The sequence below is a fragment of the uncultured Chitinophaga sp. genome, assembly GCF_937898475.1.
In the GTDB taxonomy this organism is placed as follows: Bacteria; Bacteroidota; Bacteroidia; order Chitinophagales; family Chitinophagaceae; genus Chitinophaga.
The window spans coordinates 1-26,581 of sequence record NZ_CALEJS010000039.1 but is presented as its reverse complement, the minus strand read 5'-3'; the positions used below and the strand labels follow the sequence as shown (position 1 = coordinate 26,581).

Annotated in this window: 20 protein-coding genes; 8 read left to right on the top strand and 12 right to left on the bottom strand. The window is 47.5% G+C overall.

Features of this window, described 5'->3' with window-relative positions; all coding sequences use genetic code 11:
• Positions 1-221 precede the first annotated feature (221 nt).
• A complete protein-coding gene (locus Q0577_RS22045) occupies positions 222-1,640 on the top strand; it encodes a sensor histidine kinase (protein ID WP_298740195.1) in 1,419 nt (472 codons plus the stop codon).
• Positions 1,641-1,744: 104 nt separating this feature from the next.
• A complete protein-coding gene (locus Q0577_RS22040; RefSeq protein WP_298740194.1) occupies positions 1,745-3,178 on the top strand; it encodes a hybrid sensor histidine kinase/response regulator in 1,434 nt (477 codons plus the stop codon).
• A gap of 6 nt (positions 3,179-3,184) precedes the next feature.
• On the opposite strand, the gene Q0577_RS22035 is transcribed toward Q0577_RS22040, so the two are convergent.
• The 4 genes from Q0577_RS22035 to Q0577_RS22020 all read right to left on the bottom strand — a co-directional run bounded on the left by Q0577_RS22035 (position 3,185) and on the right by Q0577_RS22020 (position 7,853).
• A complete protein-coding gene (locus Q0577_RS22035; RefSeq protein ID WP_298740193.1) occupies positions 3,185-3,694 on the bottom strand; it encodes a low affinity iron permease family protein in 510 nt (169 codons plus the stop codon).
• An 11-nt stretch (positions 3,695-3,705) separates the two neighbouring features.
• Positions 3,706-5,142 (bottom strand): sigma-54 dependent transcriptional regulator, encoded by a 1,437-nt coding sequence (locus Q0577_RS22030; protein ID WP_298740192.1) that lies wholly within the window; start codon positions 5,140-5,142, stop codon positions 3,706-3,708.
• A 61-nt stretch (positions 5,143-5,203) separates the two neighbouring features.
• Complete coding sequence (locus Q0577_RS22025; protein WP_298740191.1) at positions 5,204-5,566, bottom strand: response regulator; 363 nt, start codon at positions 5,564-5,566, stop codon at positions 5,204-5,206.
• A gap of 4 nt (positions 5,567-5,570) precedes the next feature.
• The gene (locus Q0577_RS22020; RefSeq protein ID WP_298740190.1) at positions 5,571-7,853 is read right to left on the bottom strand and encodes a glycosyltransferase; all 2,283 of its coding nucleotides are present in this window, start codon (positions 7,851-7,853) and stop codon (positions 5,571-5,573) included.
• Positions 7,854-8,299: 446 nt separating this feature from the next.
• On the opposite strand from Q0577_RS22020, the gene Q0577_RS22015 reads away from it, so the two are divergent.
• Positions 8,300-8,431, top strand: a complete 132-nt coding sequence (locus tag Q0577_RS22015) for a hypothetical protein (RefSeq protein WP_298740189.1) — start codon at positions 8,300-8,302, stop codon at positions 8,429-8,431.
• Positions 8,432-8,554: 123 nt separating this feature from the next.
• On the opposite strand, the gene Q0577_RS22010 is transcribed toward Q0577_RS22015, so the two are convergent.
• The 8 genes from Q0577_RS22010 to Q0577_RS21975 all read right to left on the bottom strand — a co-directional run bounded on the left by Q0577_RS22010 (position 8,555) and on the right by Q0577_RS21975 (position 20,353).
• Positions 8,555-9,580: an NAD(P)H-dependent glycerol-3-phosphate dehydrogenase gene (locus Q0577_RS22010; RefSeq protein ID WP_298740187.1), complete on the bottom strand. Its 1,026-nt coding sequence runs from the start codon at positions 9,578-9,580 to the stop codon at positions 8,555-8,557.
• A gap of 112 nt (positions 9,581-9,692) precedes the next feature.
• Complete coding sequence (locus Q0577_RS22005) at positions 9,693-11,081, bottom strand: efflux RND transporter periplasmic adaptor subunit (RefSeq protein WP_298740186.1); 1,389 nt, start codon at positions 11,079-11,081, stop codon at positions 9,693-9,695.
• Between the two features lie 28 nt (positions 11,082-11,109).
• Positions 11,110-12,558, bottom strand: a complete 1,449-nt coding sequence (locus Q0577_RS22000) for a TolC family protein (protein ID WP_298740185.1) — start codon at positions 12,556-12,558, stop codon at positions 11,110-11,112.
• Positions 12,559-12,736: 178 nt separating this feature from the next.
• Complete coding sequence (locus Q0577_RS21995; RefSeq protein ID WP_298740184.1) at positions 12,737-13,399, bottom strand: ABC transporter ATP-binding protein; 663 nt, start codon at positions 13,397-13,399, stop codon at positions 12,737-12,739.
• Positions 13,400-13,410: 11 nt separating this feature from the next.
• Complete coding sequence (locus Q0577_RS21990) at positions 13,411-15,828, bottom strand: ABC transporter permease (RefSeq protein ID WP_298740182.1); 2,418 nt, start codon at positions 15,826-15,828, stop codon at positions 13,411-13,413.
• 13 nt (positions 15,829-15,841) lie between these two features.
• The gene (locus tag Q0577_RS21985) at positions 15,842-18,208 is read right to left on the bottom strand and encodes an ABC transporter permease (protein WP_298740181.1); all 2,367 of its coding nucleotides are present in this window, start codon (positions 18,206-18,208) and stop codon (positions 15,842-15,844) included.
• A gap of 148 nt (positions 18,209-18,356) precedes the next feature.
• Positions 18,357-19,046, bottom strand: coding sequence for an ABC transporter ATP-binding protein (locus Q0577_RS21980; RefSeq protein ID WP_298740180.1), 690 nt, complete (start codon positions 19,044-19,046; stop codon positions 18,357-18,359).
• A gap of 59 nt (positions 19,047-19,105) precedes the next feature.
• The gene (locus Q0577_RS21975) at positions 19,106-20,353 is read right to left on the bottom strand and encodes an efflux RND transporter periplasmic adaptor subunit (RefSeq protein WP_298740179.1); all 1,248 of its coding nucleotides are present in this window, start codon (positions 20,351-20,353) and stop codon (positions 19,106-19,108) included.
• A gap of 267 nt (positions 20,354-20,620) precedes the next feature.
• On the opposite strand from Q0577_RS21975, the gene Q0577_RS21970 reads away from it, so the two are divergent.
• Genes Q0577_RS21970 through Q0577_RS21950 form a run of 5 tightly spaced genes read left to right on the top strand, consistent with a single transcriptional unit; the run spans position 20,621 to position 26,503 of the window.
• Positions 20,621-21,964, top strand: coding sequence for a sigma-54 dependent transcriptional regulator (locus tag Q0577_RS21970; protein ID WP_298740178.1), 1,344 nt, complete (start codon positions 20,621-20,623; stop codon positions 21,962-21,964).
• Positions 21,961-23,298: an ATP-binding protein gene (locus tag Q0577_RS21965; protein ID WP_298740177.1), complete on the top strand. Its 1,338-nt coding sequence runs from the start codon at positions 21,961-21,963 to the stop codon at positions 23,296-23,298. Before Q0577_RS21970 ends, Q0577_RS21965 begins: the two co-directional genes overlap by 4 nt.
• A gap of 15 nt (positions 23,299-23,313) precedes the next feature.
• A complete protein-coding gene (locus Q0577_RS21960; protein WP_298740175.1) occupies positions 23,314-23,985 on the top strand; it encodes a lysoplasmalogenase in 672 nt (223 codons plus the stop codon).
• 30 nt (positions 23,986-24,015) lie between these two features.
• Positions 24,016-25,611 (top strand): L-aspartate oxidase, encoded by a 1,596-nt coding sequence (gene nadB, locus Q0577_RS21955; RefSeq protein ID WP_298740174.1) that lies wholly within the window; start codon positions 24,016-24,018, stop codon positions 25,609-25,611.
• Positions 25,612-25,645: 34 nt separating this feature from the next.
• Positions 25,646-26,503, top strand: coding sequence for a lysophospholipid acyltransferase family protein (locus Q0577_RS21950; protein ID WP_298740173.1), 858 nt, complete (start codon positions 25,646-25,648; stop codon positions 26,501-26,503).
• Positions 26,504-26,581: the final 78 nt, after the last annotated feature.

Here is a 26,581-nt window from a genome sequence, read left to right as displayed (position 1 = left end):
TGAAAACAAAGTTCATTCCATTACGGGCATTACGGCAGATAATAGGTTATTCAGGGATAACGCACTTTTATATTATTTTCGAATCCGCTCAAACGCCCACCAGTGCTGTAGAAATAGGTTTTCACACTGTGGAAAATCTTTCCCGCAGAAAAGTTTAATGCCCTATATTTGACAGAGAATCAGTAAATTCGATAGCCTCAGGGTCATCTCTTTTTGGAAGCATGCATAATCCGGTACAACGAAAAATAAGACTGGGCTTTTTTATAGCCTTCTCCGTTATCATTGCAGCATCGTTTTTCTCTTACCTTGTAACGAAAAACCTGTTGGACAACGCGGGCAGGCTCAACCATGCAATTGAAGTATCCCGGCGGCTGGAAACGATCATTAAACAACTGAAGGACGCTGAATCAGCCGTTCGCGGGTTTAACCTTACAGGCGACAGCATGCTGTTAGGTCCGGGCATGAAAGAACGGATCGCCAGGATAAATGCGGAATATAACGCCGTTCGCCTGATCACAAGAGAGAACCCGCGTCAGCAAAGACACCTGGATACGCTCAGACAGCTGTTGAATACAAAATACCGCTTGTTCCTGAAAGCAGCCCACCTGGATACGCCCAAAGCGGAAAAACTGAAGGTCAGGGAAGGCGAAGTATCCATGGACAGAATTGAGCTGAAGGTAGAGGAGATGATGCATATTGAAGATGCCCAGACCCACGAAAAGGCGGAGCTGCTGCGATTCTTCTCTGCGCTATGGGTACCGGTAATCTTTATATCTTCCCTGGTAGCCATTCTGATAGGTATCTATTCCTACATTACGCTTACCAAGGAATTTAAGCTGCAGCTGCATATTGAATCCAAACTAAAATCCTATCAACGCGATCTGCAACAGAACATCACCCTGCTGAACAAAAGTAACCAGGAACTGGAGCAGTTTGCCTATGTAGCTTCGCATGACCTGCAGGAGCCGCTACGCAAGATATCTACCTTCAGCGATCGGCTGCAGGTGAAATACCGGGACCAGCTACCCGCTGATGCCGCCCAGCTCATAGATCGCATGGTAGTGGCAGTAGCCCGTATGCGGGTGCTCATTAATGACCTGCTTATATTTTCACGCGCCGGCCGTATTGCTCCGGAAAGTATTACAGAGGTAGACATCAACATGTTACTGCAAAATGTGCTTAGCGACCTGGAAGTTGGGCTGCAGGAAAAAAATGCGGTGGTGCATGCAGCACCGCTGCCTGTAATTGAAGGGAACGTTACCAATTTTCAACAATTGTTTCAGAACCTGTTGACCAACGCCATCAAATTCGCCAGTCCTGACAGGCAGCTGGAGATCAACATCACTTACCAGATACTGAAAGGAAAAGAGCTCAGCGTGGCGAAAGAAAACCGCTGGGATGAGGAATTCTGTCGTATCTCTATCGAGGATAACGGCATCGGGTTCGACCAGGCCTACGCTGAACGGATATTCCTGATCTTTCAGCGCCTTCATGGCGTGAGCGAGTATTCCGGCACCGGTATAGGCCTGGCCATCTGTAAAAAGATTGTGGACAGTCACCAGGGATACATCATGGCCTATGGGTATCCCCTTAAAGGGGCCGCTTTCGTAATTATTTTACCACTTAAACAGAAAAGGTGAGTTTAAAACACGTGGAGGAAAAGTTTAGCATCCTAATTGCAGATGATGAGGCCACTGTTTTTAATTACTGAAATTGTAGAATCGCCAAATACACGAAGCGTATCATGACAGAACAGCCCATACATATTTTGATGATAGACGATGATGAAGATGATTTCTTCCTGGTAAATGAACTGCTGCAGGATATTTCTCCCGGGCAGTATCAGCTGGAATGGGCCTCTACCTACCCGCTCGCACTGCAGGAAATAGAACGGCGGAAACATGATATTTACCTGGTGGATTATCGCCTGGGCCAGTATACCGGGATTGACATCCTTCATCATTTCCAGCGGCTGGCCTATAAGGCCCCTGTTATTATGCTGACCGGCAAGGGGGATTATAATATTGATAAGGAAGCCATGATGGCGGGTGCATCAGATTACCTTGTAAAAGGCGAGATCAGTGCAGACCTGCTGGAACGATCTATCCGTTATGCGCTGGATGAAATGAATCACCTGCGTACACTGGCGGAAAGCGAGAAAAAATACTACGGCATCTTTGAAAAGGCTCATGATCTTATCATACTGGCAGATTGCGACAAGAACGTCATTGACGCCAACCCGGCAGCGCTGAGAACCCTGCAATATGCCAAGGAAGAAATGATCGGGATGAATCTCAAAGATCTCTTTCTTTTTGAGGAACAATACCGGCATTTTTTTGAACAGATATGCGGTGATAACGGCACTGTGCAGAGCGAATACAATTTCGTGAACAAGCATCAGAAAAAACTGGATGTGCTGGTGAATGCCGTTATGCTGGACGAAGCCGCCCAGATCTTTCTTTGTGTGGTACAGGATATCACCGAGAAGAAAAAGGAAGAGCAGGAGAAGCAGCAGCAGCAGAAATTCGTGATCACAGGCCGCATTGCCCGAGTTATTGCCCACGAGGTACGAAACCCGCTAACCAATATACTGCTGGCAGTAAGCCAGTTCAAGCAGGAACCGGCAGACACGGAAGACAGCCAGCTTTATACTGACATTATTGAACGGAACTGCATCCGTATTAACCAGTTGATCACTGAACTGCTGCACAGCACGAGGATGATAGACCTCCATATTCAGCTGCATGGCGTTAACGAGCTCACCGAAAAAGCGCTCGAACTGGCAAAAGACCGTTTGCAGTTAAATGAGATAAAAGTGCAGAAACGGCTGACAGATCCCGACATAATGATACCAGCTGATGCGGAGAAAATAGAAATAGCGCTGCTCAACATCATCATCAACGCCATTGAGGCAATGGCGCCGGGAAAAGGGGAGCTGGGCATCATCACATCCAGGCACAATGATAAAGCCATTATCCAGATCAGCGATAATGGCGTGGGCATACCTGAAGAAATGAGGACCAAGCTATTTGATCCTTTCTTTACCAATAAACCTAAAGGAAGCGGGCTGGGTCTTACCAGTACCCAGAACATCATCATCAACCATAAAGGGAACATCCATGTAGACAGCGAGCCGGGAAAAGGCACTACATTCAGCATTACGCTACCCGTAAACTGATAACTACTACTTCTTCCCGCCGAGCTTTTCCTCTGTTTTCTCAATGGCATCCTCCACTGAATGGGATTCCTTCGTATCTATCCGTTTCCTGGTCTCTTCTGCCAGCTTACAGTAGTATTTGTGCAGCACATCCAGCTCCTCCTCAGTAAGATCTTCTGCTACGATCAAACGGTTACTGGCCGCCTTATTGGCGGCAATAAGCTCATTTAACTTCAACTGCACAGATTTGGAGTCCTTATTCTGCGATTTCTGGATCACGAACACCATCAGGAAAGTAACGATAGTGGTGCCCGTATTGATAACCAGCTGCCAGGTGTCTGAAAAGCCGAAAACAGGACCGGTAACGGCCCATACAATGACCACTGCCACCGCAATAATGAAGGCCCATACAGAGCCTGTAACATATACTACCTGGCTGGCAAAGCGTTCAAAAAAACCGGACACCTTTCCATTGTTTTCATTAGCATTCCCGCTCCCGTTCTTCGGGGGCTGCTCCTGTTTGGTGTGGTTGTTCATAAATTCGCCAATTAATAATTTATATTAAGCAGGCGTAGCTTATTGTAGAGAGTTTTACGGTCTATATTAAGTAATTGGGCTGCTTTGGTTTTGTTATACTTTACTTCTTTCAACACATTAATGATCTTGTTGTACTCTGCCTGTAAAGCCACCGTTTTAAGATCATTTTCATTGGCAATGGCTGCAAGTTCACCCACATGGTCTTCCTCATAGCTCTGGGAGAAAGCTTCTTTCATCTCCAGCGGAAGGGTAGACATGGTAATATCCTGGTGTTCGGGTGTAAGCAGGCAGGCGCGCCGTATCACATTCTTCAGTTCACGTATATTGCCTGGCCAGGAATATTTCTGGAAACACGCCCATACTTCAGATGTGATCTTGCCGCAATTCTTCTGCAGTTCTTTCTCTACCTGCGATATAAATGCGTTAACAAACAGCGGAAGATCTTCCTGCCGCTCGCGCAATGGCGGTATGTAGATGGTAAATTCGTTGAAACGGTGGAAAAGGTCTTCCCTGAATTTGCCGCGTTGCACAGATTCTGACAGCTTTTCGTTGGAAGCTACAATAATGCGTACATCAACCGGTATCTCTTTGAGACTGCCTACCCGGCGGATCACTTTCTCCTGGATTACCCTTAAAAGCGCCACCTGGATATCATATGAAAGGTTTGACACCTCATCCAGGAACAAGGTACCGCCATGCGCCTGTTCAAAGGCGCCTATTTTAGTATTGATGGCCCCTGTAAAAGATCCCTTTTCATGACCGAATAATTCACTTGCAGCCAGCTCTTTGGACAGGCTGCCACAATCCAGTGCCACAAAGGGTTGGGAACTGCGTTTACTATGATGATGGATGAGATGAGCAACAGACTCTTTACCGGTACCTGTTTCTCCAAAAATGATTACACTGTAATCCGTGGGGGCTACCAGCTTTATCTGCCTGAACAGCTCCTGTGCGCCACTGCTCTCTCCATAAACATACTTGTGGGTTTTGTCCAGCATTTCTGCTACAGGCGCCTGGCCGTTGCTGGTGTCTGCTGCTGTCCGCTGTTCGGGAATAGCCGGTACATTATCACGCTCACTCTCGGCATCTAAGTGGGCAAATGCCTTGTGCACCAGGTTTAATATCTCATCGGGATATAATGGTTTGGAAAGATAATCGTAAGCGCCGTTCTTCACCATTTCTACAGCCACTCTCACATCGGTATACCCTGTTATGATAATGACGATGGTCCGGGGGTTAAGCTGGCGGATGTCTTGCAGTAACTGCGCACCGTCTGTATCTTTCAGACGGTAATCACATAATACCAGATCGTAAGGTTTTTCCTTCATCATTTTTAATGCAGACGCACCAGACATAGTAGTATCCACCTTAAATCCATGCTTGCCGAGGAATTTGCTCAACAACGTACAGATATTGATCTCGTCATCTATGATCATTATATTTCTCATAATGGTAATGTGTGATGTTGGCAATAAAGCCTTTAAAGTTACGAATTAATTTATAGGAGAACTAACTTTTAACATCTTGTATCAGTTCGTCCAAGTTCTTTACACTGAATGGTTTAGCAAGAAAATAACTGGCTCCTGAACTAAGTGCTTTTTGCTTCTCAAGGCCGTTGTCGTATGCACTGATGGTGATGATCATCAACGCCGGACAATTTCTTTTGATGACAGGCAAAGCTTCCAATCCTGATCCATCCGGCAGGTTAATATCCAGGAACAGTATGTCAGGCTGTTGGTGCTGAATATATTGCAGGCCAGCGTGCAGGTTATGCACGTATTTTACGTTAAAACCATGCCTTACTAAACTCATTTGCAGTAATCTGCATATATCCGGTTCATCGTCAATTATAAGGATAAACGAATCTTTCATCTGCTTAATTGAGACTAAGTCTGACAACGGACTCCATCCCTGTTTTCTGTGTTGTAACATACTTGAGTTTATTCCATTGTTCCATTAATAACCTGGCGATCAGGTAACAAACACTTGATTCTGCCCCCTGATTCTGGTTAACGTTGTTCTTTTCAAGTCCATCGTAACAACCGTAGGTAAGCGGATTATATATCAACTGTTTCAAATGGTTATTGCCCAGGTACCAGCTAAAAGCCAGCCGCATCTTTTCCAGGTAGGCAACATTTCCTGTTGCGAGGTAGAAAGTATGCAGGGCCAGCATGGTATAGGCAACCTCAATAGACTGTTCACCACCTTCACAGCTGGTATTGTCGTAATCATCATGCTTGTGGTACCAGGTTTTATTATTAATCACCTTCATATAATTATCCGTAAAGGTTCTGGCACAAAGGAAGTGCAGGCTTTCCTTTGCAGTCTGCAGCCATGCAGGGTTACCGGATATCTGCCAGGACATCATCATGGCTTCGGGCAATACGGCATTACCATAGGTGAGTGATGGCTCAAACCACTTCCACTGTGCATCAGCCTCCTGTTGGTAAGCCTTGTGTAAACGGGATGCCAGCGTGTTCAGTATATCCTCTGATATACCTCCCGGCCTGTATTGCTGGTAATAGTACATGCCTTTTATGGCAAAGGCAATTGCCCTGGGAGCTCTCAGGTTCTCCAGCCAGTTAAAACATGGCTGTAATACCCGATGCGCCTGCTGTACCAGCATTGGCGGCAATTCCCGGTGCAGGTGTAATAAATATCCCAATGCCCACACAGCACGGCCATTGGCATCTTCCAGGTCTACTTCATAGTTCATGGGGTCAAAGTAGCCCCCCACATTTACGTAGTTCAGAAAACTGCCGGAGGGCTGCTGACAATATTCAATGAAATCCAGGTATTTATGACAAAGGGAGTATACAAAGCTGCTTTCTTTCACAGTAGTGGCATACATACACAAGGCAATAAGCGCCCTGGCATTATCATCCAGCGTATAACCGGATGCGGGGTCTGGCTGGTCGTGACGCGAAAACTGGATCATGCCAAATTCATCGGTCATGCGGTCTATATGGTCCAGGTACGCCGGCGGTAAGCTCGGCATGAGCATCTTCTTCTCTGCCAGTATATCCCGGAACAAAGACATATGGGCAATGGCCACATTATCCCAGATTGCGCTGCGCGTTCTTTCAATACCATTATTGCTCATCTCTTTCCTCAGGTCCGGATTTCCGAGCAGGTGGATAGCATATCTGGCCAGCTGTTCATGATCACCCATTTCAATCAGGTAACCGCAACACTCGTCCAGCATTTCCTTTGCCTGTGCAAAAGCAGTGCTCACAACGGGACAGCCGGCACTCATGGCATACAAAAAGGTACCGCTCACCGCCTGGTGGGGGTCTTTAGAAGTGAACAGGTAAATATCTGTCAGGGCAAGATAATCCAGCAAGGCGTCCAGACTAAGGTAACTGTTAACAAATTTCACATGGCGCTGCAGGCCTAATTCTTCAATCAGTTGTTCCAGCCGCTGGCGGTACTGCTCTCCTTCCCGGGCCAGCACCACCGGGTGGGTTTTTCCCAATATCAGGTATACCGCATCCGGAAACTGTTGTGCAATCGGCTTCATAGCCCTGATTGCTGTTTCCAGTCCTTTATTTTCACTGAGAAGGCCAAAAGTGGTAAGCACCAGCTTGTTCTGCAGGCCATACTGTACCTTGAGCGACTCCGTATCTTCCGTGATCCGCGCATGGACACCATGTGGTATATGTACAATCTTATGGGAAGGTAAATGGTACACAGACATTAATATCTCCGCTGAAGTCTGGGTCATCACGATGATCTTTGACGCCAGGGACCCGATAATACTGATCACTTTCAGGCATTTGGCATCAGGATATGGCAATACGGTATGGAAACGTACTATAAAGGGTTTGTCGAGCAGAGAGATCATTGCCAGCATATTATGTCCATATTCTCCACCGTATAGTCCGAACTCATGTTCAAAGCAAACCATGTCTATCTCCGGATCAGCATTCACCTGGTGAGCAAACGTAATACAGCTGTCTATATCAAACGGATTTACGGTATACTTCACCGGCGGCTCAAGCGCTGCCGGCGGTTTGCCGGCTTCTGTTAATGCGCACACACTTATGTTCAGCTTTCCTGAAAATGACTTGTGCAGGGCGTTCACCAGATCCTGCGCAAATGTTGCAATACCGCATTCACGAGGCGGAAAAGATGTAACAAAAAGCAAGGCCTTATTCATGTATTATTAATTTTTACTCCGTTGACAATTCCTGATTTTAGTAGTTAACCTTTTCAAATATCAATCCAACCCCGGCCGCATAATGGTACTGCTGGCCTGATGTAATTTACTGCTCAAATTCTGTGGAAATATTTCCACAGCTTTCTCCACTCATCCACATAAAAAACCTGGCATGCCTTTTAAAAGGCTTACCGCACTTTCTTTTTCCATTAACATAAAATTCACATTTAAGTGCATAGCACCTATTAGATTTGTACAATCGGCACAGCCGTGTTTTCAGCCATATCTATCCTTGACAACGCTATAATTCATTTATTGGGACATTAAAAATCTACGTAATGAGAAACCTCGCTTGTACATTTAATGTAAACGGAATTCCGAGGAGGGTCTTTTTGAAAAAAATTGCAAAGGAGAGGAAATTCCGGGTAACAGTTGAGGGCGTACAAATGGAATATTCCCTCACGGAAGAGGATACTATTCAACCTGTTAATGAGGGACGTTTACCGGACAATGCCTTATTACCTCATATTGAATGGATGATCCGGCATTACTTTAACAACACCAAACAGCTTATATAATTTAGCCTGAGGATCCTGATCAGCAGGCTTGATCAACTTCATCTGAAACAATTATCAGACGGCCGGGCCTTGATGCATTTGTCATTGAACCAACCATTAAAATGACTTGCGGCCCGGCCTTACTTATACAAAGCCTTTCTCGAGGGCCAGGAATGCTTCCGGCGCATTCAGATGCTCCCATAACACTGCATATACCGCCTGGGCAACCGGCATATAAGCGCCGATTTCATCATTAATTTCATAAATGCACTTACTGGCGTAGTAACCTTCAGCTATCATGTTCAGCTCCAGTTGAGCCGCCTTTACACTGTACCCCTTACCGATCATGTTGCCAAAGGTGCGGTTACGGCTGTGCAGGGAATAACAGGTTACCAGCAGATCACCCAGGTAGGCGCTGGCATTATAATTATGCTGCGTAACCGGCATATGAACGGGGCCCGCCCATACCGTATATTTTTCAAGGAAATGCTGCATTTCCCTGAAACAGTTAGTAATCAATACGCTCAGGAAATTATCCCCGTATTCAAGTCCATGGGCTATACCGGCGCCCATAGCATAGATATTTTTCAGCACTGCCGCCAGCTGCACGCCTATCACATCATTGTTGACAATGGTTTGCAGGTAGCTGTTGGTGAACAGATCGGCCATGGCCTGTGTTGTATCCAGCTCCAGCCCCGAAAAGGTGAGGTAAGACAATTTCTCGTTGGCCACTTCCTCTGCATGGCAAGGCCCTGTAATGGTAAAGTATTGCTCCAGGGGTAGGGCAAAGCCGTCGTTAAGATATTCATTGATCAGCATATTGCTGTTAGGCACCAGGCCTTTGATGGCAGAGATTACACTTTTCTGTTGCAGGGCGTTTTCAGGCAAAACCAGCAATACATCTTCCAGGAAGGCAGAAGGCACCGCCAGTATCAATATGTCACTGTCTGCTACAACCTGTTTAATATTGCTGCTCAGTTGAAGCAGGTGGGTATCAAAATATACAGAGGTAAGGTAGTGTTTATTATGGTGGCGCTGCTGCATGTGGCGAATGGTATCTTCATTCCTGATCCACCAGTTCACCTGGCGGCCATTATCCGTTAGGATCTTCGCGAGCGCCGTTGCCCAGCTGCCGCTGCCTATAATACCTACTTTGTTTGCCTTGCTCACGGTCGAATTTTTCGCAAAGTAAATAAAATATAAATGATAAGTCGCCAGCCATTAGCAAAGAGCGGTAATATCCGCCTGACCACTAACGACTGACGACTTAAAACTTTTATTACTATTTCGTAGCTTCAAAAAGCTGTGCCGCGGGCACCACCTTGACCTTCTTCTTATCTTTCAATTCGCGGGAAACGGCGGCATAGGGGGCGCTAACTACCTGGTCGCCTGACTGTAGGCCGGAAACGATCTCAATATTATTATCGTCCTGTATGCCGGTTTTTACTTCCACCTGTTTTACCGTGTTATCCTTTTGCAGCACGAATACCACTTCCCTGGTGTCTTTCTGTTTTTCAGTGGATGCATTGTCGGGCTTCGAACCGCTGCTGTCGGCTTTTTTCTCATTATCCGCTGCCTTTGCCACTTCCACTTCACGGGTAGTTACGGCATTGATCGGAACGGAGAGGGTACTGTTCTTGCGCCGGGTCTGAATATCCACGCTGGCGCTCATGCCGGGGCGGAAGGGGAAGTTTTTGGGACGGCTGGGATCGATCAGGTCTTTATAACTATCGTTGAGAATACGGATGTGTACAATGTAACTGGTCACCTGCTCAGCAGAAGAGGCTGCGGTGCCGGTAGCTCCGGCCGTGGCCGCACCTTTACTGGAGCTGGCAATCTGGGTAACAATACCTTTGAACTTACGGTTGCTATAGGCATCTACTTCAATAATGGCGGTGTCTCCATATTTTACCCGCGGTATATCATTCTCTCCTACATCCACCTGTACTTCCATTACGTTCAGATCAGCAATACGCATGATCTCCGTACCGGTCATCTGCAGGGTACCTACCACGCGTTCTCCCTTTTTTACCGGCAGCAGGGATACGATGCCGTGCATAGGCGATACAATGGTGGTACGGCCCAGGTTCTTATTGGCTTCCGTAAGTCCTGCCTGTGCGCTGGCTACGGCATATTTATAGCTGTTCACCTGCTCTACAGCAGCGTTATAGTCTGCGCGGGCTGCCCGGTAAGTGGCCTCCGCTGTCTCAAATTCACTTCTGGATACTACTTTCTGGGCAAACAATTCCTTGATGCGGTCATAGGCAGCCTGGGCCTGCTCCAGCTTGGCTTTAAAAGCATGGAGGGAGGCGGCGGTATTAGCCATCTGGGCCTGAGACTGACTGAGGGCGGCCATCGCCTTATCGCGCTGGGAGCCGTAGATATCTGCATAGATGCGTACCAGTACCTGGCCTTTCTTTACAGAATCACCCTCCTGCACGGGCAGGTCCACGATCTCGCCGGATACGTCAGAGCTCACCTTTACCTCTATCTCCGGGTAGATCTTACCGGTGGCGGCTACCACTTCGATAATATCTTTCGGAGCTGCTTTATCAACGGCTACTTTGGTGCCTTCATCCTTACCGATAACGCCGGATGCCTTCAGCACCATCAACAGTATTATGAATGCTACAAGAATACCAACTATCCAAAAAAGTGTCTTTTTCTTCATAGAGCGGTTTATTACAAAGGGACAAATTTTACAGGGTTATTTTCTGGTCCCGGTAAAACTCCAGCAGCTTCATTCTGAATATGTAATCATATTGGGCTGAAACTTTGTTTATCTGAGCCTGGAACAGATTATTTTGTGTCGTAATATAATCGATCGTGTTCATTAATCCTAAGTTAAAGCGTTTGGTAGCAAAATCAAAAGCTTTCTGAGAGGCGTCCACTCCTTTGCTGGCGGCGTTGTATTTCTGTATTGCGGCAACAGCGTTGGCATGTGCGGTATATATGTCCTGTCTTAACTTCTGATTATCCTGGTCGCGGGTAAGCTGTTGGTTATATAAGTTTAGCTTTGCCCTTTTGTAGTTGGAGCGCAGCTGCCAGCCGTTCAGGATCGGAATGCTGAGGGTTAGGCCCACCTGCTGCTGAAAGTTATTACTTATTTGTGAACCAAAAGGCGTTTTCCTGCTGCCGGGCTCGAACCGGGGCTGTATCACTTTATAGTCGGTTCCGCTTACATTCACCAGCCCAATGGTATCTACCAATAGTCTTCCGGTGGTGATATCCGTCTCGTTTACGTTATTAGCCCAGTTGGTACCAATGGCGGCGGAAAGGGAGAGTGTGGGCAACATGGCCCCTTTTGCAGCTGCTACTGATCTTTCGTACGATTTTATTGAGAGTGAATCTGCCTTTACGAGTGGATTGGAAGCCAGTGAAGCGCTGTAAACCATTTCCGGGTCTACCTCGTTCAGGCTTGGCAGTGGAATGCTTCCTATATTGGCGGGTATCTCCGGCTGAAAAGGTATATCAAAGCCCAGGTTCAGCAACGCTTTCATCTGCAGGATAGACAATGTTACATTGTTCTGCGCGGTTATCAGGTTGGCGCTATCACGGGCCAACTGGGCCTCCAGGTCGGCCTGGTTGCTTTCGGGCACCGAACCGGCTATTACCAGTTTCTCTGTATTTGCCAGCTGCGCTTTGGTCTGGGCCAGTTGCGTTTCATTTACATGCACCTGCTCATTATTCTGTAATATCTGCAAAAAGGCGGAGGCTACGTTAAAAGCTACATCATTCTTCGCCTTTTCCAGCAAAAAGCCGTAGCTCTGTGCCTGGTATGCGTCAGATGCGATGATATTGCGTTTAGAGAACCAGTTGAACAGCGTAACATTAGAAGATAAGCTGGCGTTAGCTGAATAGAACGTCTGCGTTTCGTATGTATAGGTAGTAAAGTTTACGCTACGGCCGGAGTTCATGTTGCCGGCAACATTGCCGCTCAGATTGGGGATCTGTGACAGCTGGCTTTGTCTTAGCTGCAGCTCTGCCAGCCGCTTTTGTACATCCTGCTGTTTGATAGATATATTATTTGCCATCGCATAATCAACACAACGTTTAAGACTCCAGGTATCCTGAGCAGCTACAGTGTGAGCGTTACCAAACAATAAAAAAATACCCAGGATGGCTCCCGGAAACTGGTATAACTTCATAGCGTAACAAAAATATAGTAATTGTGATGATAGCCTTCGCCACTTCTCTATAAAAGGCAAATTTTTATCAGGCGTGGCGGTTGGCCACACTAATTTAATGTAAAACATAACATTTTATTTATAGTTTTTTTTGAAATGTCTGTTAAATCGCGGTAAAATGCATGTTTACGAAGGCTTACTACCGGATTTTGCCGTCTTTGATTTCAATTACGCGATGGCCGAAAGCCGCATTTTGCTCGGAGTGTGTAACCTGCACTATAGTGATCTTATCAGTTTCATTCAGGTGTTTAAATAACTGCATAATTACCCTGGCCTGGTCTGAATGCAGGTTGCCTGTTGGTTCGTCTGCAAATATCACCCTGGGTTCTGCGACTATCGCCCTGGCGATGCCTACCAGTTGCTGCTGCCCACCAGAGAGCTGGTTAGGGAACAAATCTTTCTTGGCAACTATATTAAAACGGTCCAATACGTCAGCCACCCGGCTCTTACGTTCCGAGGATGGCACGTTCTTATATAACAACGGGGTTTCTATATTTTCATAGACCGTAAGTTCGTCTATCAGGTGGTAAGCCTGGAACACGAAACCTATACTGCCCCTGTGGAGCTGTGTACGTTTCTTTTCACTCATTTTATGTACCGGCTCGCCCTCAAAAAGATACTCACCGCCGGAGGGTTCTTCCAGCAGCCCGAGAATGTGCAACAGGGTAGATTTACCCGAGCCGGATGGGCCCATAATAGACACAAACTCGCCCTCATGAATAGTGAGGTCTATATCGTTAAGTACGTCATTTTTACCGAATCCTACCGGATAATACTTGGAAATATGTTTTAATTGTATCATACCTGTTTTTTTTATTCCACTCTGATTGATTTTACCGGGTTCATTAAGGCCGCCCGGATTGCCTGCACGCTCACCGTTATAATGGCGATCAGCAGCGCCAGAGCCCCAGCCAAAATGAATACGCCTATATTAATATGGATACGGTAGGGATAATCCTGCAGCCATTTCTCCATAAGGTACCAGGCTATGGGACTGGCGATGATCACCGATAACAATACCAGCCTGATAAAATCCCTGGATAATAGGGTCACAATACCGGTAACGCTGGCTCCAAGCACCTTGCGCACCCCGATCTCCCTGGTGCGTTTTGTCATCACCAGTACAGAAATCGTAAACAGCCCCATACAGGAAATAATAATAGCCAGTACAGCGGCGCTCATAAATATACTTGAAAACTGCTGCTCTTTGCGATACTGGCGGTCTGTATTTTCATCCAGGAAAGATGCCTCTGTACGGCGTCCGGGATAGGCTTCTTCCCAACGTTTTTGTACCATAGCCAGTGAAGCCGGGAGGTTGTACGGGGATACCCTGACAAATATATAACGGATAGCGTCTGCGGGGTCCATGTTCATACTCAGCGGCTCAATCTCCACTTTCAGTGATTTGAAGTTAAAGTCCTTCACAATTCCTATCACCGTATAGGGATGTGCGCTGTCGCCCACGGGCAACCGTGCTCCCAGGGCTGCCTCGTTGCCGCCCAGCTGGGCGGCCATTTTTTCATTGATCACCAATGCGGAGGAATCTGTGCCATAAGCCCGCGAAAAATCCCTGCCGGCCACCAGTTGTAATCCAAGGGTTTTAATATAGTCATAATCTATTCTCAACCAGTTGCTATATATCGTGCGGTCCTTATAATCAAAAGATAACCGGGAGGTGGCTGATGAGCCGTCCCTCCCGCGGCCCATATTAATATCCGTACCCGTTATGCTTAATATCCCGGCCCGTCCGGAAAGTATATTACGCATATGTGTCAGCGCCTTTGCCGGATCTACATTATCGGGTACCGGTATGCTCAGCACCTCTTCTTTGTTATAACCCAGGGGCTGGCGTCGCAGGAAATCCAGCTGCTGCCACGCAATAAGCGTGCAGCAGATCAGCAAAGAAGAGATCACAAACTGAGTGATCATCAACGTATTTCGTACCTTGTTGGACTTACCCGCCTCCAGGCTTCCCTTTAATACTTTTAATGTGTTCAGACGGGCAATGATCCAGGCGGGGTAACCACCTGCTGCGAGGGTTACCACCAGGAACGACAACAACATAGCCAATAACAGCCAGGGGGCTGTCAGCAGGGTAAAGCTGATGTGATTATTAAAAAGTGAATTGTACGCGGGCAGGGCAAAAAACGTGATCACTATTCCGAAAGCAAGCGCCAGCAGGCAAGCCAGCACGGCCTCGCCCCAGAGCTGAATTACCAACTGCGACTGAAACGCGCCCAGTATCTTACGCATACCTATTTCCCTGGAACGGCCAAAAGCGCTGGCGATGGTAAGGTTCATGAAGTTAACGCACGCAATGAACAGGATAAAGCCCGCTATCAGCAGCAACAGGTAAGGGAACACCCTGCTCATTTCCCCCCCGGAAGAGCTGATGCTGTTAAAATGGATATCCTGCAGGGGCATCAGGTGCAGGGACATTAAAGCTTCATTATTTGCTCTCCTGGCGCCATCCCGCTCCAGGCCGCGAAGCTGTTCTGTAAAATATTTATTCACGAACGCTTTGGTCCGGCGTTCAAACGCAGCAACAGCAGCGTTGGGGCTTAACTGGAGAAATACTTCATGCGTACTGCTGTTCCAGCTGTTCTTCTGGCTTTCGTAACCCGGTGCATGTTCAAAACGGCATAATATATCAAAATCAATACTGGAGTTATCCGGTACATCTTTGGCAACCGCACTTACAATAAACGTTTCCCAGCGGTTATTCATGTATATTTCCAATGGCTTTCCTACCGGCTCCTCCTTGCCATATATGGCACTGGCCATTTTTTCTGTGATCACTATATCGCTAATTGCACTAAGGGGCTGCCTGGTTTCGCCTTTTACCAGGGGGAAGGAGAAGATTGTAAAAAAATCGGGATCCACCGCCCTCACGTCAGATCCAAACGTTTTGTCCTGGTAACGCACCGATCCGCTGGCACCCATGTAACGGGTAGCCGCCTTTACTTCCGGAAACTCCTGTTTAATTGCCGGGGCTAAGGGCATTGGCAGATTGGAGCGCTCTTCAAGGCGCTCAGGATACTGTACAGATATGTATAATTGCTTTAAGCCTTTACCACGATGGAATTTATCGTATGAAAGCTCCCGGAAAGCCGTCAGCGCCAGCAGTATACTCACCGAAAAAGCAACCGACAGGCCAAGTATATTCACAGCAGTAAGCATTCTGGATTTCCAGAGGCTGCGCCAGGCTATTTTTATATAGTTTCGTAACATAGATCAATTGTTGTTATTCTGTTCGTAACGCTTTTGTAGGGTTCATTAAAGCTGCTTTTACCGATTGCACGCCAACGGTAAGCAGGGCAATGAGCACAGCTGACACCCCCGCTCCAGCCAGCAGCCACCAGGAAATACTGATGCGATAAGCAAAATCCTGCAGCCAGCGGTTCATCACCCACCAGGCAATGGGGCCTCCCAGCAATATGGCTATACCTACCAGCTTCAAAATGTCTTTGGATAATAATGTAACAATACTACCAATACTGGCGCCCAATACTTTCCTGATGCCGATCTCCCTGGTACGTTGCTGCGCTGCCAGGGCTACCAACGCAAATATGCCCCCACACGCAATGAGGATGCTCACCAAGGTAAAAATGCTCACAAGAGTAAATATGCCTTCTGTCCTTTTATACTGTTCATTGAATACTTCATCTGCAAAAGCATAGGTGAATTCCCTGCGGGAAGGTATGTTTCCGAATGCATTTTTCAGTAAGGCGATCACTGCGGAAGCCTGCTGCGGTTTAACGGCAACATTCAGATAACTGAAGCCATCTTTTAAAGCTGAGGGGCCGCCGTAAAAGTGTATCAGCGGCTGCACAGTGCCTTCCAGTGAGCGGTAATGATAATCGGCTGTAACGCCGATCACATGATAAATGTTACTGTTGCTTCCTTTAGGATGCAGCGATTTACCGCTGATGTCTGTCCAGCCCAGCGCTTTCATCGCCGTTTCGTTGATCAGCACTGTTTTGTCATCTGAAGCCTTGTCTGCCGAAAAATTCCTTCCCTGTAACAGTCTGATACCAAAAGTGGGTACAAAACCATTATCTACATAGGTCTGACGCATGGAAACGTATCTGTTCTCAGCTCCGTCAGACACGAAAGTGTTGTAATTCTCCCAGAATTTGCCCGGCACGCGTTGACAGGTGGATACACTATTTACCGCAGTATGCTGCTGAAGCTGTTGTATAAGATGATTAATACCGCTTCTTGCCTGCGCAGTGTCCTTGAAATCAAGGTCCATGTTAACTGTAAGCACCTGCTCCTTATTAAAACCTACATCTCCCTGCTTCATATACTGCAGCTGTTGTTGCATTACCAGGCTACCGGTAATGAACAATACAGCTATAATAAATTGCGCCACTATCAGCGCCTGACGCGAAAAGGTCTTTTGAGGGCTGCCCTTCAGCTTGCCCTGGATGGTGTTCACCAGCTTGAGCGCACTGATATACCAGGCCGGGTAACCACCGGCAATAACGGTAAGCGTTATCCCTGCAACTATCCACATAGTAATAAAGGGCAGGCTGAAAAGCATGGGAATAGTCAGCTGCAGCCCGTACACCTGTTCATTCATTACAGGCAGCAATAAACAGGCGGCTCCCCACGCGAGGATCAGCGATATGGCCACAGAAAGGCCTACTTCCGTAAAGAACTGGAACAATATCGCCCTCCGCCCTGATCCCATTGCTTTGCGTACACCTACCTCCTGCACCCGGGTAAATGACACAGCGATATTGAGATTAACCAGATTAATGGTAACCAGCAGTAAGATCAGTATTGCGATACAAGCTAACCCATATACATAAAAACCGAAGTGTAGTCCGCCGTATTCCTTTGCCACCTGATCGTATGGCAGTAACTTCAGCACACGGTTCCTGTCACTCTCTGCAAAACGGGTAGCTACTACTTTCTTTAATTGTGTTTCTACCGCTGGCTTATCCTTATCAGATCTCAGCAACACGTACACGTTGGTGAACGTGTTGTACCAGTCTGCTATAGAAGCAAATTCAGGGTTATCAGTAAGATGTTTGTTCCAAAGCAAAACAGCAGGCCGGATAGATGCATTAGGCGGTATGGGCTTCATCACACCAGATACTATAAACCTGCGTTTATCGGCAAATGATACTTCCTTTCCGAGCGGATTGTCATGACCAAATAATTTATTTGCTACTTCCGCAGAAAGCACGATAGACGATTTGTCTTTTAAGGCAGTGGTTGCACTTCCATATTTCAGCGGGAATGTGAATACATTGAAAAAGCCGGTATCCACGTAGCTAACTGTTTCACTGATCTCTTTGTCCCTGTATGCTATCCATGGAGCATCCCAGTTTAATATCCGCGTTCCGTTCTGCACCTGCGGAAAATCCTGCTGCATTACATCCAGCAGTGGAAATACGTTCTGCTGAGCCTCGTCTGTCTGCACCAGGAATAAACGGGAAAGATGCTTGTGAAACCTGTCGCGCGACAACATCTGCTGCACGCACAGGTAAAGAAATGCTACACAGGTAAGACCAACCGTAAGGCCCAGGATGTTTACAGCCGCAAAGAGCTTGCGTCTTCCCAGGTTGCGCCAGGCTATTTTTATGTAATTCCATAGCATATTACATGACGTTTAGATCTTTAAAAAAATGTGGGGGCATGTAAACACATCCCCCGTTCATTTGACTTGTTATTCTACTCGTAAACATGTACTAACATATCTCTCCTGTACCAGCATACCGGCAAGGAGCACGAATACGTTTCAGGGGTTATACATGGAATTGTTGTTTTATGTTTTCTGTTACTACCTTACCATCAAACAGGTTAATGATACGGTGGGCAAAACCGGCATCATAGGGACTGTGTGTTACCATCACCATGGTGGTACCAGCATCGTTCAGTTCCTGTAATAACTTCATCACTTCTTCACCATTGGTACTATCCAGGTTACCCGTGGGCTCATCCGCCAGTATCATTTTAGGCTTGGCCACTACGGCGCGCGCTATGGCTACCCTTTGCTGCTGGCCGCCGGACAGTTGTTGCGGAAAGTGATTACGACGGTGCATGATATTCATACGTTCCAGCACTTCTTCTACCTTCTGCTTTCTTTCGCTGGAGGGTACCTTGAGATATAAAAGGGGAAGTTCTACATTCTCGAATACGGTCAATTCATCAATCAGGTTAAAGCTCTGGAATACAAAACCAATAGATCCTTTACGCAATTGCGCCCGCTGGCGTTCGCTCATTCCCGCCACCTCTTTGTCCCAGAAATAATATTCACCGCCGCTGGGGTTATCCAGCAGGCCCAGTATATTCAGCAAGGTAGACTTGCCGCAACCGGAAGGTCCCATGATGGCTACAAATTCTCCATCCTGTATCTCAATGTTAATACCGTTCAATGCGGTAGTTTCCACTTCCTCCGTTGTAAACAGCTTTTGAAGATTGACCGTCTTTATCATTTTTTCTGTGGTTTTAATATTTGATCAAGTTATAACAATACAATGAATAGAAAGGCCGGTTAGAATACCAGTACTTCCTTATCCCCGAAGTTCTCATAAGAAGAAGTGATCACCTGGTCGCCAGGGTTTAAACCTTCCAGTACTTCAAAGAAAACAGGATTCTTCTGGCCGAGGGTGATGTTACGTTTTACTGCACGCTTACCGCCTTTATCCAGCACATATACCCAGTTACCGCCGGTATCAGAGAAGAAGCCGCCAACCGGCAGCAGCACTGCCTCAGATGATTTTCCCAGCTCCAGGCGGATGGGTGAAGACTGCCCGCGACGGATACCTTCAGGTGTTTCCTTGGTAAAGTTCATATCTACATTGAAGCGCCCATTGGTCACCTCAGGGAAAGCTTTGGTCACTGTAAGTTCATACGTTTTACCGTTGAACTCAAACGTTGCTTTCAATCCTGAAAAAACCCTTGAAATATAATGTTCGTCCACTTCTGCGCGCATCTTGAAACCGTTCAGGTCGTCTATCTGTCCGATGTTCTGGCCGGTAGTGATGCTGGAGCCAACTTCCACATTTACGGAGGAAAGCTGGCCGGAAATAGGAGCGCGCACGATCAGGTTATTGAGGTTCTCCCTCATCATCTGCAGATTACGCTGGGTGCGTGCTATGGTGCCTTCCAGCTGCTGTATCTGTAACCTGGCATTTTCTTCCTGGTAACGCTGGCTTTCAATCTCTATTTCCCGTTGTTTTACCAGGCCCTCATATTCCATTTTGTTCTTGTTGAACTCCTGGCGGGCAACGATCTTTTCGTCTACCAGTTGTTTGTTCCTGTCGTACAGATCCTTTGCCTGTTCTATCTTATAGTTCAGGTCTGCCAGCGTTTTCTCCATGGTAAAACGGTTCTGTTTCAGGCTAAGGCGGGTATTCTGCAGTTCATTGATCAGGCGGTACATTTCAGTTTCATGGTTCATGAACTCCATTTGCATGCGCTGGTTCTCCAGGCGAAGAATAGAATCTCCCTGTTTAACCATGCTGCCACCTTCAAGATACTTCTGACTTACATACCCACCCTCGATAGCGTCCAGTCGGATCGTTTTCAAAGGTTGTACTACAGCGGTAACTGCTATATATTGGTCAAAGGTTCCTTTGGTAACTGTGCTGACGGTGATCTTGTCTTTTTCCACATTGAGCCTCGAACGGTGATCGGCAAATATGAGGTTATATAACAACAACAGCACTACCAGGCTACCGCCGCTGATGATCAGGATGCGTTTCCTGGACCAGAATTTCTTTTCTATTTTTCTATCCATAAAAAATGCAATAATATTTGGCTGGCCTGTAAGTTCAACCTACATGCCAAAGCTATAAAACCTTTACCAGTAAGGGCTTCACAAAAAAACAGCGTTTTAAAACGTCCCGTACCGGACAGGCGACGTCCATTTCCGGACACTTTTAAAAGCCGCTGCCGGCAGGGCCTTAAAAAGGAAATCTTTGTTTAATATTGCCAGTGGCTGCCATAGCCATTACCCGATGTAATAAAAGGATATCAGGAATACTGTTTGCTGAAATAAACCATTATGATTACTACCTTACCCGGAAAAATACTGATAGTAGATGACGATATGGACGTGTTACGCGCTGCACGCCTGTTGTTGAAACGCCATTTTGAACAGGTGGATTTTGAACGCAACCCGCAGAAGATCCCTTACCTGGTATCCAATTTTGACTACGACGTCATATTGCTGGACATGAACTTCACCCGCGATCTGAGTAGCGGTAAGGAAGGATTTGAATGGCTGGACCGCATCCTTGACATTAAGCCGGAATCTTCCGTTGTGCTGTTTACCGCCTATGGTGATGTGGAAATGGCCGTACGGGCCATCAAGGCCGGTGCTACTGATTTTGTGCTCAAACCCTGGGAAAATGAAAAGCTGCTGGCCACCATGCAGGCCGCTTATAACAAACGGCAGGCGCTCACGCAAAAGGAAAAGCCGGCCCCTGCTGACGGTCAGTTGATCACCGGCAACAGCACCGCCATGCTGCAGGTAATGGATACGGTGAACCGCGTAGCAGCTACAGACGCCAACATCCTGATTCTGGGCGAAAATGGCACCGGTAAGGATATGCTGGCCCGCCATATCCACCAGCTTTCGCAAAGGAACAAACAGCCGCTGGTGAGCGTGGATCTGGGCGCTATCAGCGAAACCCTTTTCGAAAGTGAACTATTCGGCCATGTAAAAGGGGCCTTTACAGACGCACGGGAAGACCGTCATGGCCGTTTTGAAGAGGCCAGCGGCGGCACTATTTTCCTGGACGAGATCGGCAATATCTCTCTTCCCTTCCAGGCAAAGCTGCTGACAGTGCTGCAAAACCGCTCTATTACCCGGGTAGGCTCCAACAAGGCCGTTCCGGTGGATGTGAGACTGATCTGCGCCACCAACCGCAATATTCAGCAAATGGCAGCGCAGCACCTCTTCCGGCAAGACTTACTATACCGTATCAATACAATAGAGGTACATCTACCCCCGCTGCGTGAGCGGTCTGAAGATATTATTCCGCTCGCGGATCACTTCCTGCAACTGTATCGCGATAAATATAAACGGCCGGTGAGCAGCCTTCATGAGTCGCTGGTACAACAACTGCAGCAATACGAATGGCCGGGCAACATTCGGGAACTGCAGCATGCCATGGAAAGGGCCGTGATACTATCACAGGGTAAAGTGCTGATGCCAAAAGATGTATTCGTAAAAAGTCCCGCACGGGAGCAAGACCTGGATACCGGCTACAACCTGGAGGAAATGGAACGTAACATCATCACCCAGGCCATGAAGAAATGCAATGGCAACATCACAGAAGCCGCCAGGGAACTGGGACTCAGCAGGGCCGCCCTGTACAGAAGGCTGGAGAAGTATAATCTATGAACCGTTTCAGCGTAAATATCTTTCTGCGGATTCTGCTGCTGACAGCCAGCATCACGGCAGGGGTGTGGCTGTGGTATATTGGCGGAATAATACCGGGAATGATCGTTGCCATCCTTATTGCTGTGCAGGTATATGGCATTTACTATTACCTGAACCGCGTAAACCGTAAACTGACCCTTTTTCTGGAATCCATCCGTTACGAGGATTTTTCTATCCGCTTCAATGCAGACAATAAACTGGGAAAAAGCTTCAGGGCCCTGAACCAGCAATTCAATGAAGTACTGGACGCCTTTCGCCAGACGCGGGCAGAAAAGGAGGCGAATCTCAAATACATAGACACCATTGTACAGCATATCAGCATCGGTATGCTTTCTTTTGACGCGGAAGGAAAGATAGAACTGATCAACCCCTCCGCATTCCGGCTGCTCAATATTTACCGCCTGCGGAATATATCAGAGCTGAAAGCTACCCACCCCGACCTGCCCGAACTACTGCTGCAACTGCGCTCCGGTCATAAGATACTATACCGCACCCGGCAGGAGCAACAGCTTTCTATCCATGCGGCCACCATCCGTCTTCAGGGGCGCCTGGTGAAATTAATCAGCATCCAGAACATCCACACGGAACTGCAGGAAAAAGAACTGGAAGCCTGGCAGAACCTTACCAAGATCCTGCGGCACGAGATCATGAACTCTGTTACTCCCATCGTATCGCTCATCAGTACCATGCAGGAAATTGTGGAGCTGGATATTGCGCCGCATACCCAGCATACTGAAGCCATCAGCGACCTCCAGGAAGCGCTGCAAACAGTGGAAAGCCGCAGCAAAGGCATTATGAATTTTGTGAATGCCTATCGTGACTACACCACCCTGCCCAAGCCACAATTTACCAATGTAAACCTGAAAGCGCTGATCACCTCCGTAAGCAACCTGTTGATGCCTGAACTGAAACAGGCCGGTATCCACTACCAATACAGCCTGGAAACGGACAATATCGACATCCATGCTGATATTGCCCAACTGCAGATGGTGCTGATCAATCTTATCAAAAACGCCATGGATGCGTTGGAACATACAGCCGGCCCTTTCATTAACGTAAAGGTCTTTATGAACACACCGCAGCAGGTTTGTATTGCCATCATTGATAACGGGCCTGGTATTGACGCCGATGCATTGAACAAGATCTTCATCCCCTTCTATACTACCAAGAAAAAAGGAAGCGGCATTGGTCTCAGCCTGTCACAGCAGATCATACAGTCACATGGCGGACAGTTAAGGGTGAACAACTCAGGTGGCACAGGCACCACTTTCCATATAATACTTGGAGTGGTATAATGCTTATATTTATACATGCAAAAACAACCCTGGACTATCCTCTATTTTCTTGTACTGCCGGCAGACCTTATCGCCATAGCTGCAGACGCGGAAACGCTCCGGTATATCACCAAACCGCTTTTAATGCCCCTGTTAGGAGCTGGCTTGCTGGCAGCTATTCATCTCCTGCGTCCGGCTGCATTCCGTAACCTGTTGCTGACGGCGCTTTTCTTTTCCTGGCTGGGAGACATACTCCTGCTTTGGGACCAATACTTTCTGCCAGGGCTTGGCAGCTTCCTGCTGGCCCACCTGGCTTACATCGGCTTCTTCCTGAAAGTTCGGTATACCAACTATCCTCTCCCGTTGTGCAAATACCCGCTTATTTTTCTCACAGAGGCGCTTGTACTGGCCTTCCTGTTCTTTATGTTTCCCCACCTGAGAAAGCTCGCCGTTCCCGTTACGATCTATGCCATTGCAATATCGTTCACCCTGCTATGTGCCATGCATGCTTTCCGGTTTAAGGAGCAGACCATGGGCTGGTACTGTATCGGCGGCGCAATACTGTTTATCTGCTCTGATGCGATGATAGCAGTTGCGCGTTTTTACCATTCTTTCCCGGCAGCAGGCATCTGTATTATGCTTACATACGGACTTGCCCAATGGGCTTTAATAAACGGCAGCACCAGGTATTTACTTTCCCGCACCTAAAGTGTAACTTTGGTTCTAGTCGTTTAGATTATGCAAACAGATTTCTTAGTGATCGGTTCGGGTATTGCAGGACTTACCTATGCCTTAAAAGTTGCGGAAGCTTGTCCTGACAAACAAATTACGGTCATTACCAAAACCCGGGAGGATGAGACCAATACCAAATATGCGCAGGGTGGCGTGGCCGTAGTGAATGACCTGGAAAATGACAGCTTCGAAAAACATATAGAAGACACCCTCATAGCAGGAGATGGTCTGTGTAACCAGCGTGTTGTAGAAATAGTGGTAAAGGAAGGCCCGGAAAGAGTGAACGAGATCATTGAGTGGGGGGCCAACTTTGACAAGAACCCCGATGGCGAATATTCGCTTGGAAGAGAAGGCGGTCACTCTGAATTCAGGGTAATACATCATAAGGACGTGACAGGCAAGGAAATTGAAAGAGCGCTGCTTTCCGCCATCCATAAAAAAAACAATATTGAACTTGTTACCCACTGCTTTGTGGTAGACCTTATTACCCAGCACCACCTGGGCTACCTGGTTACCAAAAGCACTCCGGATATTGAATGCTACGGCGTGTATGTGCTGAACCTGCAGACCAATAAAATTGAGAAGATCCTAAGCCGTATTACCCTCCTGGCCAGCGGCGGTAACGGACAGGTGTACCGCAGTACCACCAACCCCGCTATTGCTACCGGTGATGGTGTGGCCATGGTATACCGGGCAAAGGGCAGAATAGAGAATATGGAGTTTATCCAGTTCCACCCTACCGCGTTGTACCAGCCTGGCGTAAATAACTCTTTCCTCATCACGGAAGCGGTACGGGGCGACGGCGGTATCCTTCGTAATATACATGGCGAGGAATTTATGCATAAATATGATCCCCGCCTTTCGCTGGCACCTCGCGACATTGTGGCCCGGGCCATAGACAGTGAAATGAAGATCACCGGTACCGAATATGTATACCTGGACTGCCGGCACATGGATACGGGAAAGTTTATTCACCACTTCCCCAACATATACGAAAAATGCCAGAGTATCGGGATCGATATCAAGAAGGATATGATCCCCATTGCGCCTTCTGCCCACTACAGCTGTGGCGGTATCAAAACCAATGAATGGGGCCGTACCTCCATCAATAATCTGTATGCATGCGGCGAATGCGCCAGCACCGGTTTGCATGGGGCCAACCGCCTTGCCTCCAACTCCCTGCTGGAAGCCATGGTATTTGCGCATCGCTGCTACCAGGAAGCAATACAAAAAATAGACAGCGTCGCGTTCAGGGATAACGTACCTGACTGGGACACTACCGGCACTACCGCCCCGCGCGAAATGATCCTCATTACCCAAAGTCTCAAAGAACTGAAACAGATCATGAGCGACTACGTGGGCATTGTACGCACCAATGAACGTTTACAACGCGCCATGCGCCGGCTGGATATACTGCACGAAGAAACGGAGGCCCTCTACCAACGCACCGAAGTGTCGCCCCAGCTCTGCGAGCTGCGTAACCTGATCACGGTGGGCTACCTGATCGTGAAAGGAGCCGATTTCCGGAAGGAAAGCCGCGGCCTCCATTATAATACAGATTATCCTTATAAGAGCGAACTGGTGCAGAATATAGTCCTGTAACCTTAACTTTGCGCCTTGCAAAGTGTGTGTTTTGATGTATTATGTTCTTCTCATATTTGCATATGCGGTGTCCCTGCTCCCATTATGGGTGCTGTACCGTATAAGCGATTTATTATATCTGCTGGTATACTATGTGGCCGGCTACCGTAAACGGGTCGTGATGGATAATCTCCGCCAGGCCTTTCCTGATAAGCCCCCTGCAGAAATAAAGCGGCTGGCCAGGAAGTACTACCGCAACCTGACAGATATGATGGTGGAGACCATCAAGCTGCTTACCATGAGCCCAAAACAACTGCGTCGCCGTTTTACCTGTGACCTTACGGTATTGCATCAGCTATACGCGCAGGGTAAAAGCTGCCAGCTGCACCTGGGCCACAACTTTAACTGGGAATGGGCCAACCTTTTCTGTATGCAGGGCGTACAATACCCCTTCCTGGTAGTGTACATGCCGATCACCAGCAAACCAGCTGACAGGCTTTTCCGCCATTTCAGGGAAAAGGCGGGCAGTGTACTGCTCCCTGCCAACGATATCTCCAACAGCATGGCGCCCTGGATTAACAAACAATACCTGATTGCACTGGTGGCAGACCAGAATCCCGGCATTGCGCGCCGTTGCTACTGGTACCCCTTCCTGAACAGGATGACCGCTTTCTACAAAGGCCCCGAAATGTCGGCCCGCCGCTATGATATACCTGTTGTTTTTGTGGATATACGAAAAGAAAAACGTGGCTACTATAAAGCCGAACTGAAGCTGATGTTCGAAGAACCGGTAAATGAGCCGGAAGGAAAGATCACGGAAGCTTTTGTGCAGTACCTGGAAAAGAATATACGCGAACAACCGGAAGTTTGGGTATGGAGCCACAAACGCTGGAAACATGAATACAAGGGATAAAAAAATGCTGATGTACCGCAACCTGGGAGTGTAAAATAAACTGTGTCAAATTCTATTTCAATGTTTGGAACCCCACGC